Below are 13,695 nucleotides of genomic sequence, written 5' to 3'. Positions count from 1 at the left end.
TGCTGGACACCGGCAATGCGCAGGGGTCCGCCGCGTATGCATGCTGATGTCTGCGGCAGAAACGGGGAGGGTCTCAGTGGAAGCAACCACAACCCGCAGCGTGGCGCGTGCACGCATGGGATCGGGCCTGGCGGTGACGGTCCTTCTGTTGCCTTTCGGCGGCTACGGGCTGGCCAGGGCGGGGGTAGTCCCCGAAGGCGCACCGATCGTGCTCGGCCTGCTGTCCGGGATCATCAGCTTCGTCCTGCTCCCCGCGCTGTGCGAGGAGCGAGCTCCTTTCCGGCACTCATCGTCGCACCTGACTGCGCGCACCTTGACCGGCGAACGGTCTGTCGACCTCAACCGGATCACCACCGTCCGGCTGCTGACGACGTTCTCGTACGGCAGCGTGTACCGGACCCTGTTGGTGCGCGATGCCCACGGTGTGCGACTGGGTATCACGGCCGAGAGAAGTCGCAGGAAGCTGCGCCGAGCGATCGAGAAGGCGGACGTGAACGCCGCGCGAGGTGTTCCCAGGCCCCGCGTGAGCCGTGCCGCCCGGGCACATCTCGGCCTTGCCCCCGGGCAAGGACTCGTCGTCCACACGACTATCGCCTTTCTGCTTCTGACGGTGTCCGCGAGCCTGTACATGGTTGCTGCACTCCGACTCGGCGGGCAGTAGGCCTTCCCCCTAATGACTGCTGAGCCCCACAGCGACTACCAAGACGACCCAACTCGTGATCACGAGGGGAAGGCGGCTGCGATGGCGACGGACAACGGTGGCGGAGTGGGCGGGGCCCCGAGCCCGAACTCTCGGACAGTCTGAAGACCTTCGGCGCAGTCCTCAAGGCCCTGCGGGAAGAGGCCGGCCTGACGCAGGAGCAGTTCGCGCCGCTGGTGCGCTACTCGCCCGCATACATCGCCAAGGTCGAGCAGGGGAAGCGTTTCCCGTCGAAGGACCTGGTCAACCGGTCCGAGGAGGCCTTGGGCCCGGTCGCGGCGCGAGTTCTGGGGGCCGCGACAATGAGCCTGACGCGGAAGGTGGGGCTGGCTTCCTGGTTCCGCCAGTGGGCGGGGATCGAGGAGGAGGCGGTCTCGTTGTATGCGTACAAGTGCTCCGTCATTCCGGGCTTGTTCCAGCCCGACCTACTGAAGCAGATGCGAGGAGCGCTATGAACGCCAGCGGAGTTGCTTGGTTCAAGAGCAGTTACAGCGGCGGTGGGGGCGGCAACTGTGTAGAGGTCGCTGTGTGCCACGAGGCAGTTCATGTACGGGACTCGAAGGACGTCCGGAGAAAGCCGCTCACCCTCTCCCCCGACGCCTGGTCGGCCTTCACCGCGTCGGCGGCCGGCTCCTACCGGCGTCGTCCCTCATGAAGTCGGCTGATCAGGCGCATCGGTACCGGTGAGCCGGGCCATCTCCCCCTCCGAGAGGCTCAGGCGGCCCGCCGCCATGTTCTGTTCGAGGTGTTCCGGATCGCCGGTTCCCGGGATCGCCAGGACATGCGGCCCCTGGTGCAAGGTCCAGGCCAGTCGGACCTGCGCGACGGACGCATCGTGCGCGCGGGCGACGGCCTGCACCGCCTCGGTGTCCCGGGCCGCGGGACCAGACTCGCGCCCGGAGCCGGCGATCGCGAAGAACGGTACGAAGGCGAGGCCGAGTTCACCGCAGCGCCGCAGAAGGGCACGGTCCTCGCTCGACGCTCCGATCCCGTAAGGGTTCTGCACACAGACGACCGGGGCGATGGCCAGGGCCTCGGTCAGTTGCTCGGAGGTGACGTTGGAGACACCGAGGTGCCGGATCAGCCCGGCGTCGCGCAGTTCGGCCAGCGCGGCGAAGTGCTCGCCGATCGAGCCGTTCCGCCGGCTCGGTGGTACACGAAGGTTCACCACATCCAGGTGATCGCGGCCGAGTTGGCGCAGGTTCTCCTCGACCTGGCCGCGCAACTGCGCCGGAGTGGCCCACCACCATGCACCCGAGGCATCGCGGCCCGGCCAGACCTTGGTCGTGATGACCAGTTCGTCCGGGTACGGCGCCAGCGCCCGGTTGATCAGTTCATTGGCTGAGCGTGTCGCCGAGAAGTAGAACGCGGCGGTGTCGATGTGGTTCACGCCGAGTTCGACCGCCCGTCGGAGCACCCCGATCGACTGCTCACGATCACGTGGGGCGCCCTGGTCGAAGGGCGTGGTGCCGGTCAGGCGCATCGCACCGAACCCGATGCGGTTGACGGTTCGGTCACCGAGTCGCCAAGTGCCGGTGGCGGCTGGGGTGTTCGTCCATGGGTCCATGAAAGGGCTCTCCTTCGAGGGGGATCGGAGACCCGCGGCGCGCGGAACGCTCGGCGGGGCGGGCGCCGTCGCATCGGGTTCACCAGTGCCGGTCAGGCCGCCGGGGCATGAAAAAAGCCTTCCCGCCGGATCGGAATCCGCATCGAGAAGGCACTAGATCTGGGGAGATCGTATCAGTTCAGTGGATGCGACCGCCTGCGCGTCATGTAGCGCGGACCCGCACCGTGCCGGGTGACATGTTCTGCGGGATCGGCACCGGCGTGAAACCATGGTGGGTGAAGCTTGTTCGGCTCCGGGGTGGGGACTGGTCTGCCGCGCCGCCCCTGGCGCGAGGAAGGACATCGCCGTGGCCCACCTCGCCCGAAAGAACCTCGGACTGCTGGCTCTGCGGCTCGGCACCGGCAGTGTGTTCTTCGCGCACGGCGCCCAGAAGCTGTTCGGCTGGTTCGGAGGCGGGGGCCTGGAGAAGACGGCGAAGACGATGGAGGACCTGGGTTTCCGGCCGGGCAGACAGAGTGCGCTCGCGGCGGGGAGCTGTGAAGCGGGCGGTGGTCTGCTGCTCGCGCTCGGTATGGCCACCCCTGTAGCGGGTGCCGCGGCGACCGGTGCCATGTCCGGTGCGGTCGCGGTCCATCGCAAGGCCGGCTTCTTCGTCACCTCCGGTGGCTACGAGTACCCCGCCTACCTCGGCTTTGTCGCCGCGTGCCTGAGCCTGGCCGGCCCGGGCCGCTGGTCGCTGGACCACCTCACCGGTAACCGTCTCAACCGTCCCTGCCTGCTTCTGCTCTCCTTCGCTGCGAGCGCGGCGAGCGCGTATGTGGTCGTGGACCGCCGTGAGAGGGTGCTCGCCGCCAAGACGGAGCCCGCCGAGACGGGGGATTGAGGCCGGCAGGACGCCGAGCCCGGCCCCTGACGGTCGCTGCTGAGCGGTTGATTTCGGCAGCCTGAACGACAGCCCCGACGGATACTCGTCGGATGGATGGATCCAGAGCTTCCTGGGTGAACACCACGCACGATTGGGCCGGCACCGTGGACACGGCCCATCTCGCCCGAATCCGCCAGGACCCAGCACAGTTCGCGCCGGGCGGGCTGGAACACCTGGTACTTGAGGTCGTTGCTTATGCCGCTGACGAGGCAGCGAGCCGAGGCGGCGGACGATGCGTGGTCACGCTGCACGCCGACGGGTCCGTGTCGGTGAAGGATGACGGGCGAGGCACCGACACTCGGACGGACGAGCACGGCCGGGTGGTGAAGAAGCCGGTCATGGCCACGAAGGACCTTCGATACTTCGACCTCCCCGAGGCGGAACGGCTTCCCGACGGACATCCGCGTCGCGGTATGTCCGTCGTCGCAGCGCTGAGCGAGTGGCTGATTCATACCAACCGTCGTCTCAACGGATCCTGGACCCAGCGCTATGAACTCGGCGTCCCGGTGACCGATCTGGAGCATGTCGGGTCCGACGGAACCACGGGGACCTGCGTCCGTTTCCTGCCGAACCGGGCCCTGCCATCGCTGTGCTCGTCGACCACGCGCGACCTGGCACGGTGGTTCGAGCACTGGCCCGAACTGACGGTCCGCCTCAAGGATCAGCGCGACGACGTGGACCGGTCCGCTCCATGACCTGAGGCATCGCGACCGAATGATCGTGATCAGTGGTGGGGAAGAGGGCCGGAGGGAGCGGCAGCGGCGTCCGCGTGCCCACCGGGCGCCGCGTGCTCGCGGACGTATTGTCGTGGCGCGTGGCCAGGCCCCGTCTCTACGATGGCCCGATGACGTCGATCAAGCAGGTCCAAGTCACCTTCGACTGCGCAGAACCTGAGCGCGTGGCTCGTTTCTGGTGCGAGGTGCTGGGGTACGTCGTACCGCCGCCGCCGGAAGGGTTTGCTACGTGGGGCGATTTCGATCGCGCACTGCCGCCTGAGCGTCAGGGGGCGGCGTTCGCCTGCATTGATCCCACGGGTGTCGGCCCGCGACTGTTCTTCCAGCGCGTTCCCGAGGGCAAGGTCGTCAAGAATCGGGTCCATCTTGACGTGCGGGTCGGCACCGGGCTCGTGGGGGAAGAGCGCGTCGCCGCGCTCGAGGCCGAATGCGCACGGCTGGTCGCACTCGGCGCGACACGCCTGCGGCTACTGCGTGCCGATGGCTTCAACGAGTCGTGCCTCCTGATGCAGGACATCGAGGGCAACGAGTTCTGTCTCGACTGAGTGGCCGCGAATGTGGCACCTTCGCGAGTCGACGGGTGCCGTTCGCGTCAGTCTCTTGCTCTGCACACGCTCGTCCTCGTTCGTCACGTGACGGTCTTGAGGAGAGCCGAGTGGTCGTCTCGACAGGCATGTCAGTGGTCGGGGGCAGGATCGAGGCGTCACATCGTTCGTCGAGCAAGGGCGGGGGCGGCGTCATGCCCATCAGCAATCAACAGGTGACCGCGCACTCCTTTCTGCGGGGGCTGTACAAGGACGACTACTTTCCCGATCACGTGGTGGACCTGGGAAAGCTGATCCTGCTCCGGCTGTGCGAGCGCATCGAGGCGGAGCGTCCCGCCGGCCTGACCGCGCTCTACGCCCTGACCCGGGCCGCCACCGAGGAGTTCAACGCCCTGGAGGCCGATTTCGAGGCCGCCGGGAGCGAGATCGAAACCGTGGCCCGCGAAGAGATAGCCGGGGACTTCTGGTTCATCGCCCATGCCTATGGCTTCACGGACGCGGATGTGGAGGAGCTGATCGCCACGCGGGAGTGGTGAGGGCGGGGAGGGCCGGTCGGGGTGGGGGCCTCGGACAGGCCGTGTCCGTGGCGGCCAATTTCCGGCCCCTGACGGGTCGTTGCTACTCTCAGCGGTCGAACATCACAGTGTGTGCCGGAATGTGTACGCGGCTGACGGGGACAACGGGTGGGACAACAGTGACTGACGCGACCGGGGAACCGGCCGAGCAGGGGCGCCTGCGCGCCAAGGGGAAACGGAAGCTGTTGGCGGGTGGTGCGGCGCTGATACTGCTCGCCACGCTCGCCGGCACCTGGGCCACCGACACCTGGCCCTTCAGCGGCGACGAGCGCTACTGCTGGGGCGCCTGGCAGGCGAACAGCGGCCCCGACTTCCTCAGCGACAAGGACCTGAAGGAGGAGAACGGCAGACGCGCCGCGCAGGAGCAGGCTCCGACACCACAGCGTCCCACCGGCAGCTGCTCGGTCACCATCGACGCCACGAGGACGATCAGCGACGACGAGGTCACCCACCGCACCGAAGTCACGCTGGACTACGGCCCCGTTCCCAAGGACGCGGCGAAGCGGGCCAGTTGGGTCATCGAGCATCTCGGCGGCGACGCGCTGCCGCTGCCCGACGGACTGCCCGGCACCGTGCACGGCCTCGGCGGCACGATCGTGCTGCCGAAGCGCTGCGACACTGCCGACGGGCGGCCGACCGTCGTCACCCTCACGGCCGATTCGTCGAGCACCTGGACGCGGGGCACCATGTCCGCCCCGGCGGGCCTGGGCGGCACCAGATCGGTCGCGGCGCTGCTGGTGGCCGCCGCCAACCGCGGGATGGCAGCGGCCGGATGCGCGGCGGGACAGCCGTTCGAGCTCATCTCGCCGATGCTGCAACTGCCCGAAAGGACGGAAAGTCTCTACGGCGAGGCCTGCCGCATACCCGGCTTCACCTTCGACAAGGTGACCGGGAACAACCTGGAACACCAGGTCGGCGCGGTCGACCGGGACCTCCAGTCCTGCTCGGTGCGTATTCAGCGGGGCGGGCCGCTGTACGACGCCGTGATGGTGGCGCAGCCCCGCCTCGCGGCCCTGCTCGACGGAGCAACCGGCGACAAGGCACCCGCTCCGGGCTGGCGTGGCACCGGTGTGTTCACGGACGACTACGCCATCGTCCGCGCGGACTGTGTCGGCCGTCCGGCGACCTTCGTCATGGTCTCCATGCCGAGTTATGCGCAGAAGGCGTTCACCGACGCCGTCACCGAGCGCCTCGGCTGTGCGCCGCTGGCACCCCGGCACACCCAACCGTCATGAGCAGCAAGGAAGTCGGGGGAGAAAGCCCTATGTCCGCAGCAGACAGCGACCACTCCACCGGTGTTTCCGAGCCGACGCCCGTATCGGTTCCACGTGCCCGGTGGCACCCGGGGCGGCTGCTGCGCGGCCGGGTGCGGCCGGTCGTCGCGGCCGCCGTCGCCGGGGTGCTGCTCGGCGTCGCGGGGACGGCCTGGGGGACCGGGGCCGGGCCGTTCGGGGACGACCGCAAGTGCTGGGGCGCGCTCGACAACGGGGACCTGAAGGACTTCTTCTACGATCCGGACCGGGTCACCGCAGCCGAGACTCCCCTTCAGTACCGCAATGTGGGTGGCCACTCGGGCCTGTGCCGGCTGACCGGACACAACGTCGGGGCCACCGTGAACGTCCACCAGCTCGACGAGCACTACGACGGCCTCGGCCGTTGGGGCGAGGAGTATCTGTCGTCCCGGCTGGTCCCGATGGGCGGCGGGCTGCTCGGCATGGCCTCCGACACACGCGCCTGGCTGGCCGTCCCGGACGGCTGCTTCGGCAGGCCCGACGCGATCAAGGCTCCCACCGTGGTCGACATCGACGGCGGCTACACCGTGCAGAGCAGCGAGGTCGACAAGAAGGACCGGGCCGCGCTCACCCATATGGTGGTGAAGGTGATGAACCGGCTCCTGGACGAGTACGAGTGCGGCGGCACGATCCTGGACCCCGCGGACCACCTCCCGGCCGCGGACGAGGGAAGGAACGGGGACCGTCCCGGAGCCGTGTGCCGCATCAAGGGGCTGGCGTTTTCGGCACAGCACAAGGACGGCGAGCAGGCGAACGGCGGCAAGAAGGCCAAGGACAGCGGGAACGACGAGGACACCACCGCGGAGAGCGTACGGGTCACTCCGGACGGCGGTCCGGTGCGTACCTGTGAACGCGGCCATCTGAGCAGCACGAATCTGCGTGTGACGACGGTCTCGGACTCCCGGCTCACCGCACTCTTCGGTCTCTTCCTCTACCAGTACGACACAAGGCTGAAGAGCAGCCGGGGCAGGGGATCGCTCTCCGACCGGGAAGGCATCTTCCAGGCCCACTGCCAGACGGGGGACGTGACCTTCGTGGCCCACTCCTACCGGTCTTCCGGCGCCCAGGTCCGCGCGCTCTTCCCCCGCTATGTCGAGGCGGAGGCGGCCCGGATCGGCTGCGGCGCCTTCCGGGTCACGACCGACACGTCCGACGAGGAGTACTGAGCCGACGGCCTCGGCGTCATCGGCTGTCGCCCGCCCCTCAGCGCGACCCTCGCCCGGCCGGAGCCAACAACCCTTCCGGCCGGGCCCGAGCGGCAGTGGCCTCCCGCGCGGACGAAACCCGGCTGCGCGTGGCACCGACTCCCCCCTAGGCTTCCCGTTCACGGGGCTGACAGGTGCCCCGTCGGCAGCGGTCGGTCAGCGGATCGGAGATGCACAGGCACATGACTTCTCAACTGTTCGCGGTCTGTTTCGATGCGACCGAGCCCGTGCGTCTCGCGCAGTTCTGGTCCGGTCTCCTGGGTGGGGAGATCACCGACGACCCGCACCACGGCGTCGCGCTCCTGCCCAGCGACGACACCGGCTTCCGGATCCGTTTTCTTCCGACCCGGGAACAAAAAGCCGGCCAGAACCGGATGCACTTCGATCTGACGAGCGCCTCCCTGGAGGACCAGCAGCAGACAGTGGCCAAGGCACTGGGGCTCGGCGCACGGCACATCGACATCGGCCAGCGTCCGGAAGAAGGTCATGTGGTGCTCGCCGACCCCGAGGGCAATGAGTTCTGCGTCATCGAGCCGGGCAACGACTTCCTTGCCGACTGCGGCTTCATCGGAGCGCTGGCTTGCGACGGTTCACAGGAAGTCGGGTACTTCTGGAGCAAGGCGCTGGCATGGCCGTTGGTCTGGGATCAGGACCAGGAAACCGCGATCCGCTCGCCGCAGGGCGGCCCGAAGATCACATGGGGTGGTCCGCCGCTGATGCCGAGGACGGGCAGGGACCGACTGCGTTTCGACCTCGCCCCCGCCGTCCCCACTGATCGGCAGGCAGAGGTCGAGCGTCTGCTCTCCCTCGGGGCGACCCGCATCGGCACCGGCAGGGACGAGTCCGGCGAGGTGGCGATGGCCGACCCCGACGGCAACGAGTTCGCTGTGGTGACGCCCAGCCCTTCCGCCTGAACACCAGGGCCCGAAGCCGACGCGGGCCACGTGCCGCAGCCGTCATGCTTCCCCGGCCGAGAACCCGTCCTCTGATCACCGGGCTCGGTCCCGCCGGCCGGCCGACTACGAACTCGTACCGCTTCCCGTGAAGATGCGGTCCAGGTGGTGGCGCAGTACCGCGATGGCCGATGCCGGTTCCCGCTGGCCGACGATGATGCTGGTTCCCAGGCCCGCCGCCATGGCCAGAAGGCTGATCGCCTCGGTGCGGGCGTCGATGTCACGGTCGGCCAGGCCGGATTCCTGTGCTTGTCGCAGCAGGTGGGTCAGGGCGCTCTCGGCGGCGTCGGGGTTGTCGATGAAGGGCTGGGCGGCGAGCGCACCGTCGGTCACGGACAGGATCGCGTACGAGGTGTAGAGGAGATGGAAGGTGCGGCTCTCCTCGTCGGTCGGGAGTGAGGCCAGGAGCAACGCCTCGATGGTCGCGCGCGGGCCCGGGTCCTGAGCGACGGGGTGAAGGCGGGCGCTCACGCGTGCGGTGAAGAGGTCGGTCAGATGCTGCAGTCCGTAGAAGAGCAGCTTCTCCTTGGTCTGGAAGTAGTACTGCACCAGGCGCAGTGACACTCCGGCCTCGGCGGCGACGTCGCGCATGCCGACCGCGTGCAGTCCGCGCCGCCCGGCGACCCGGATGAGCGCCTCGGCGATCTGGGTGCGCCGTTCCTCGTGGTCCACGAGCTTTGGCATGGGTCGTCATCTCCGCCCATCGGTGGTCGGTTCCCGGTCCGGGTTTTTCTATGGTACCGCCGTACCATCATCATGGTACGGTCGTATCACAAAGAACCGAACTCTCCGGAGGCACGCCGTGTCCGCGCCCACGACCCGACCCAGCCCACGCCGCGACATCGGTCACTATGTGAACGACTCCTTGCGCGACCGGTACTTCGCCGCCTGCGACGCCCTCTACGCCAAGGGAGCACCCGCCCGCTTCGAGACGGACGTGGAGACGAGCTTCGGCACCACGCACGTCTACCGGTACGGCCCGACGGACCCCGCTGACGAGTCCCGTACGGCGATCGTCCTGATCCACGGGGCCGGGGGCTGCTCCGCCCAGTGGTACCCCAACACCCCCGGGCTCAGCGCCGAACGCCCCGTGTACGCGCTGGACACTCCCGGCGATCCCGGTCGCAGCGTCCATCGTGAGCCGATGTGGCAGCCGGAGCGTGCGGCCCAGTGGCTCGACGAGGCGCTCGACGCGCTCGGCCTCGACCGGGTTCATCTGGTCGGTTCCTCCTACGGCGGCTGGCTGGTGCTCAACCAGGCACACCACAGGCCCGGCAGGCTCGCCTCGGTCACCCTGCTCGACCCCGGCGGCCTGGAGAAGGTGGGCCTGCGCTTCTTCGCCTGGATCTTCGTCAGCCTCTTCGCGACCTTCGCCCCGGCGGCGCTGCGCCCACGTCTCGCCTCCTGGCTGGAACAGCCGGTCATCGTGGTTCCCGAGCTGCGCGCGTGGGTCAAGGCGAGCGTCCGGGCCTTCCGGATACGCCGTCCCTCTCCACTGCCGCTGACCGAGGACGAGTTGCGCACCATCACCGCCCCGCTCCACCTCGTCCTGGGCAAGCGAAGTCTGCTTGTGCACCCCAAGCGGCAACTGGAGCGCGTGCCGCGTCTGATTCCCGGAGCCCGCGCCGAGATCATCGCCGACACCGGCCACGTCCCCGCGATCGACCACCCCGACCTGCTCAACGCCCGGATGCTGAGCTTCATGAAGGACGTCGACATCGCGTGACGTCCGCCGGCCGGGAGCCATCACGTTTCGGCCAACCCCGCCTCACCCGGCACACGGGCGGGACAAGGGCCGGTGTAGCGCACACCTTTTAGGAACCCCTTGATCACGGGCTCCAGGAAGCGGCCGAAAGACGTGTGTTCGATAACCGGGCTGCGTCGTTGAGCCCTACGACGGAGGCACGACCGCCCGTCGGAGGGAAGCGACATTGACCACGACTCGACCGCGCCGCGACTCGGAGATGGGCTGGGGCGAGCCGTGAGCGACCAGGAAACAGCCCCTCGTGATGAGCCTTCTCCGGACCTCGCCGCGAGCCCGGAGGCGCGGCGGCACACCGAGCCGCTGGACGTCCATCTGATTCTGCGCAGGGACACCGGCGACGGGCCGGAGGTTCTGCTGTCACGACGAGCGGGCGCGGTCTACGCCGCCGGTCTGTGGCATCTGCCGTCCGGTCATCTGGACGGCCCGCACGAGGACGTGGTCGCCGCTCTGGTGCGCGAGGCCCTGGAGGAGACCGGGGTCGTCATCGACCCGGCCGATGTGCGGGCCGCCGTCACCGTGCACCATCGCAGCCCCGGTGGGCTGTCCAGGACCGGCTTCTTCTGCGAGGTACGGCGGTGGAAGGGCGATCCGCGGATCGCGGAGCCGGATGTGTGTGACGCGCTGGACTGGGTTCGTCCCGATGCCCTGCCCGACGGGATGGTGGCGTACTGCCGCGCCGGACTGGACGCCTACGCGGCCGGCGCCCGGCTCGCGGTGCACTTCCAGTTGCCCGGCGACGCGATCGCCTATGACCCCGGGGCCGACCGCCTCCGCATCGTGCCGGATATGGACGGCCCGGCGGCCGGCGGCCGGCCCTCCGCCCCCGGGTTCGGCGTCGTCCAAGACCATCGCGAGGTGGTGGAGCGCGGTCGGCGGGCTCCGGCCCGGCTGCGCGCCGAGCACCCCGTACGCCCGGGGCCCCGCGCCGACGCCGGGGCGCCCCCCTTCCCGAGGGCGTTCGGGTGCGCGGGCGGTCCGGCACCGCTGCGGACACCGCGCCCGGAGGAGACGGCCGCGGGCGAGCGGCCGGGCGGTCGCGGCTGGCTGCCGCCCGAGGAGTACGCCGAGACGGTGCTCAAGGCCACGGCCTTCGCCTGCGTGTACTTCACCGACGAGGACGACCGGCCGCTCCAGCTCCGCTCCGTCTACTCCCCCACCCACCCCTGGCAGCTGGTGGGCGGCACCATGGATCCCGGTGAGCGCCCCTGGGAGACGGCCGTCCGGGAATGCCGGGAGGAGACCGGTCTCACGCCGGCCGGGCCGCCACGGCTCCTGGCGACGGTGTACGGACTGCCCGGCGCCGAGTGGCCCTACAGCACGGTGGGCCTGGTCTTCGACGGCGGCCGGCTCACCATGGAGCAGCTCCGCGGCATCGCCCTGGACCCGGACGAGCACGACGAGGCCCGCGTCCTGCCCCTGAGAGAGTGGGAGCCGCTGATGCCGCCCCGGGACTTCGCGCGCCTGAGCGCCGTGGCGCGGGCCCGCCGCACGGGTGTGGCCGCGTACTTCGACACCTGGGACTGGGGTGACGACTGAGCAGTGTCGTGTCGCCGTCCCCGGAGATCCTGGCCGACCCAAGCGCCATCCGTCTGCGGGTCCGCCCCCCTGGCTGCCTCGGCGGCGTCCTCCCCCGGAACCCTGAGGAAGGCATCGCCGGTCGGTCCCGGCCCCGGCCCCGACCGGGGATGGGACCGGGACCGTCGAGCAGGGCACGGTCGACACCCCCGGTGACGGGCCGTCGGCGAGCCGCTCCGGGTGCTCCCTCAGGTTCGGCGAGGCCGGGCAGGTGCCGACGACATGGAGGGGGTCGGGGCGGTGCCACGGTCAGTCGGCATCGCTGGAGGGCCTTCGGGGAGAGGTGAGTGAGCGGGAAGCCTGGTCGCGGCGGTGGGCGGCGGCGAAGCCCACGGCGCCGACGAGCAGCAGCAGCGCGACGGTGCCGAGCGTGAACGACTCGAACGTCAGGCGGGACACACCCCACTGGTCCTGGAAGTCGTAGCTGAGGCCGAACAGATGCTCGAGAACTCCGGGGAAGAGCGCCGACCACGAGCCGACGGCGATCCAGGCGAGGACGACGCCCGCGCAGAGCAGGAAGCCGCCGGTGCCGCAGGGCACGCGATAGGGCCGTACGGCGTCGGGGCGGCGCAGTCGGAGCAGGACCAGCGACGGGATGATCACGAGGTACGACAGCAGCAGGGTGGTGACCGCGACGGTGAGCACCACCGAGAAGACGGCGGCGGCGTTCCCGTCCGCGAGTTGCATGGCGGCGAGCATGAACAGCGTGGCCACCGCTCCGGAGAGCAGATTGGTGCGCACCGGGGTGCCGAGACGGGGGTGGAAGGCGCCCAGCCCGCGGGAGAAGAAGCCTCCGTCCGCGGCCGCCATCGCCTGCATGCGGTCGCTGACGATCATCCAGGCGCTGCCCTGGGTGAGCAGGGCGAAGACGAACATCACGGCGGTGAGCGTCAGCAGGGGCCCGGCGGCCGCCCCGTAGACGTCGAAGACGAGCCGGGCTCCTTCCATGAACCCGCCGATGCCGGTCACCTGTCCGGCGGGGACGACAGCGAGGAGGGCGAGGACGGGCAGCAGATAGCAGCAGGCGGCGAGGGCGGCGGAGCGGCCGAGGGCGGCGGGCACGTCGCGCTGGGGGTCGTGCATCTCCTCGCCGGCGGCGTTGGGCGCCTCGAACCCGACATAGGCGAACAGCAGGATCGGGACGAGGGCGAGGAATCCGCCGGTCGTCGGTGCGAAGTGGGCGTCTCGCAGGCCCTGGAAGCCGTGCTGCATCCCGTACAGGACGGCGGTGCCGGTGAACAGGGCGAGGGCGAGGACCTTCACGCCGGCGCCCACCGTGGTGACCCACTTGCCGCGGCGCAGGGACACCACGGCGGTGAGGATGGCCGCCCATACGAACAACAGCTTGAAGGTGTAGTCCGCCACGGTGCCCGAGCCCAGGCGGAACACGAAGCGGTCCCAGGTCTCGGCGGCGATGAAGACGAGGGAGCCGCCGAGCCAGATGGGGTTGGTGACCCAGTAGAACAGGGTCGTGAGCGCGGCCGCGCGGCGGCCGAGGGCGAGCTTGACCCAGACATAGGGGCCGCCCTCCTGGGGGAACGCGGCGCCGGTCTCGGCGAACACCAGGGCGTAGGGGACGAGGAAGAGCAGGGCGAGGGCCGCCGTCCAGGTGGCGGCCTGGCCGCCGCCGGTGGCGATCTGTCCGACGGTGTCGAAGGAGATGACGGCGGCGACGCCCATCGCGGTGATGTCGAAGCGCCGGAGACTGCGCTGCAGGACGGTGGCGTCGTCCTGGGCGCGCTGATCCATCGGTGAGAGCTTGGAGGACACGGGCAGTTCCTGGGGAGGAGGGTGGACTGCGGAAAGGGGGCGTGCGGGGCGCCACGACGGTGTGGGGTCCGTGTCAGGTGCTGCTGGGC

14 protein-coding genes and 1 pseudogene are annotated in these 13,695 nt (G+C 69.7%); 12 read left to right on the top strand and 3 right to left on the bottom strand.

Annotated features, from left to right (window positions below; translation table 11 throughout):
- Window positions 1-100 precede the first annotated feature (100 nt).
- From CP978_RS30845 to CP978_RS30835, 3 genes and pseudogenes are all read left to right on the top strand, one after another.
- The gene (locus CP978_RS30845) at window positions 101-661 is read left to right on the top strand and encodes a hypothetical protein (RefSeq protein ID WP_227745531.1); all 561 of its coding nucleotides are present in this window, start codon (window positions 101-103) and stop codon (window positions 659-661) included.
- Window positions 662-801: 140 nt separating this feature from the next.
- Window positions 802-1,125 (top strand): annotated as a pseudogene (locus CP978_RS30840) (helix-turn-helix domain-containing protein); the annotation flags it as partial.
- A gap of 26 nt (window positions 1,126-1,151) precedes the next feature.
- Window positions 1,152-1,355 (top strand): DUF397 domain-containing protein, encoded by a 204-nt coding sequence (locus CP978_RS30835; RefSeq protein WP_079162403.1) that lies wholly within the window; start codon window positions 1,152-1,154, stop codon window positions 1,353-1,355.
- Here the strand turns inward: CP978_RS30835 and CP978_RS30830 are convergent.
- Window positions 1,350-2,267 carry an oxidoreductase gene (locus tag CP978_RS30830; RefSeq protein WP_043446314.1) on the bottom strand — a complete coding sequence of 306 codons (918 nt, stop codon included), beginning with the start codon at window positions 2,265-2,267 and terminating at the stop codon, window positions 1,350-1,352. The genes CP978_RS30835 and CP978_RS30830 overlap by 6 nt on opposite strands.
- 346 nt (window positions 2,268-2,613) lie before the next feature.
- Here CP978_RS30830 and CP978_RS30825 point away from each other — a divergent pair, with 346 nt between their 5' ends.
- From CP978_RS30825 to CP978_RS30795, 7 genes are all read left to right on the top strand, one after another.
- Complete coding sequence (locus CP978_RS30825; RefSeq protein ID WP_043446312.1) at window positions 2,614-3,150, top strand: DoxX family protein; 537 nt, start codon at window positions 2,614-2,616, stop codon at window positions 3,148-3,150.
- 116 nt (window positions 3,151-3,266) lie between these two features.
- Window positions 3,267-3,887, top strand: a complete 621-nt coding sequence (locus CP978_RS30820) for an ATP-binding protein (RefSeq protein ID WP_227745526.1) — start codon at window positions 3,267-3,269, stop codon at window positions 3,885-3,887.
- Between the two features lie 149 nt (window positions 3,888-4,036).
- A complete protein-coding gene (locus tag CP978_RS30815; RefSeq protein ID WP_043449936.1) occupies window positions 4,037-4,471 on the top strand; it encodes a VOC family protein in 435 nt (144 codons plus the stop codon).
- 194 nt (window positions 4,472-4,665) lie between these two features.
- The gene (locus CP978_RS30810) at window positions 4,666-5,007 is read left to right on the top strand and encodes a DUF5713 family protein (RefSeq protein WP_043449933.1); all 342 of its coding nucleotides are present in this window, start codon (window positions 4,666-4,668) and stop codon (window positions 5,005-5,007) included.
- A 158-nt stretch (window positions 5,008-5,165) separates the two neighbouring features.
- Window positions 5,166-6,281 carry a hypothetical protein gene (locus CP978_RS30805; RefSeq protein WP_227745524.1) on the top strand — a complete coding sequence of 372 codons (1,116 nt, stop codon included), beginning with the start codon at window positions 5,166-5,168 and terminating at the stop codon, window positions 6,279-6,281.
- 29 nt (window positions 6,282-6,310) lie between these two features.
- Entirely contained in the window at window positions 6,311-7,504 is a 1,194-nt protein-coding gene (locus tag CP978_RS30800; protein ID WP_052454397.1) for a hypothetical protein, read from the top strand.
- 221 nt (window positions 7,505-7,725) lie between these two features.
- Window positions 7,726-8,457 (top strand): VOC family protein, encoded by a 732-nt coding sequence (locus tag CP978_RS30795; RefSeq protein ID WP_043449927.1) that lies wholly within the window; start codon window positions 7,726-7,728, stop codon window positions 8,455-8,457.
- A gap of 105 nt (window positions 8,458-8,562) precedes the next feature.
- Here the strand turns inward: CP978_RS30795 and CP978_RS30790 are convergent, their stop codons facing one another.
- On the bottom strand, window positions 8,563-9,180 hold the full coding sequence (locus tag CP978_RS30790) for a TetR/AcrR family transcriptional regulator (protein WP_043446307.1): 618 nt from the start codon (window positions 9,178-9,180) through the stop codon (window positions 8,563-8,565).
- Window positions 9,181-9,298: 118 nt separating this feature from the next.
- On the opposite strand from CP978_RS30790, the gene CP978_RS30785 reads away from it, so the two are divergent.
- Window positions 9,299-10,222, top strand: coding sequence for an alpha/beta fold hydrolase (locus CP978_RS30785; protein ID WP_043446304.1), 924 nt, complete (start codon window positions 9,299-9,301; stop codon window positions 10,220-10,222).
- 339 nt (window positions 10,223-10,561) lie between these two features.
- Window positions 10,562-11,797, top strand: a complete 1,236-nt coding sequence (locus CP978_RS35945; RefSeq protein ID WP_227745663.1) for an NUDIX domain-containing protein — start codon at window positions 10,562-10,564, stop codon at window positions 11,795-11,797.
- Between the two features lie 288 nt (window positions 11,798-12,085).
- On the opposite strand, the gene CP978_RS30770 is transcribed toward CP978_RS35945, so the two are convergent.
- Window positions 12,086-13,606: an APC family permease gene (locus tag CP978_RS30770; RefSeq protein WP_227745523.1), complete on the bottom strand. Its 1,521-nt coding sequence runs from the start codon at window positions 13,604-13,606 to the stop codon at window positions 12,086-12,088.
- Window positions 13,607-13,695 lie beyond the last annotated feature (89 nt).

The organism is Streptomyces nodosus (genome assembly GCF_008704995.1).
Lineage (GTDB): Bacteria > Actinomycetota > Actinomycetes > Streptomycetales > Streptomycetaceae > Streptomyces > Streptomyces nodosus.
The sequence above is the reverse complement of the archived record's forward strand: the minus strand, read 5'-3'. Positions and strand labels throughout refer to the sequence as shown.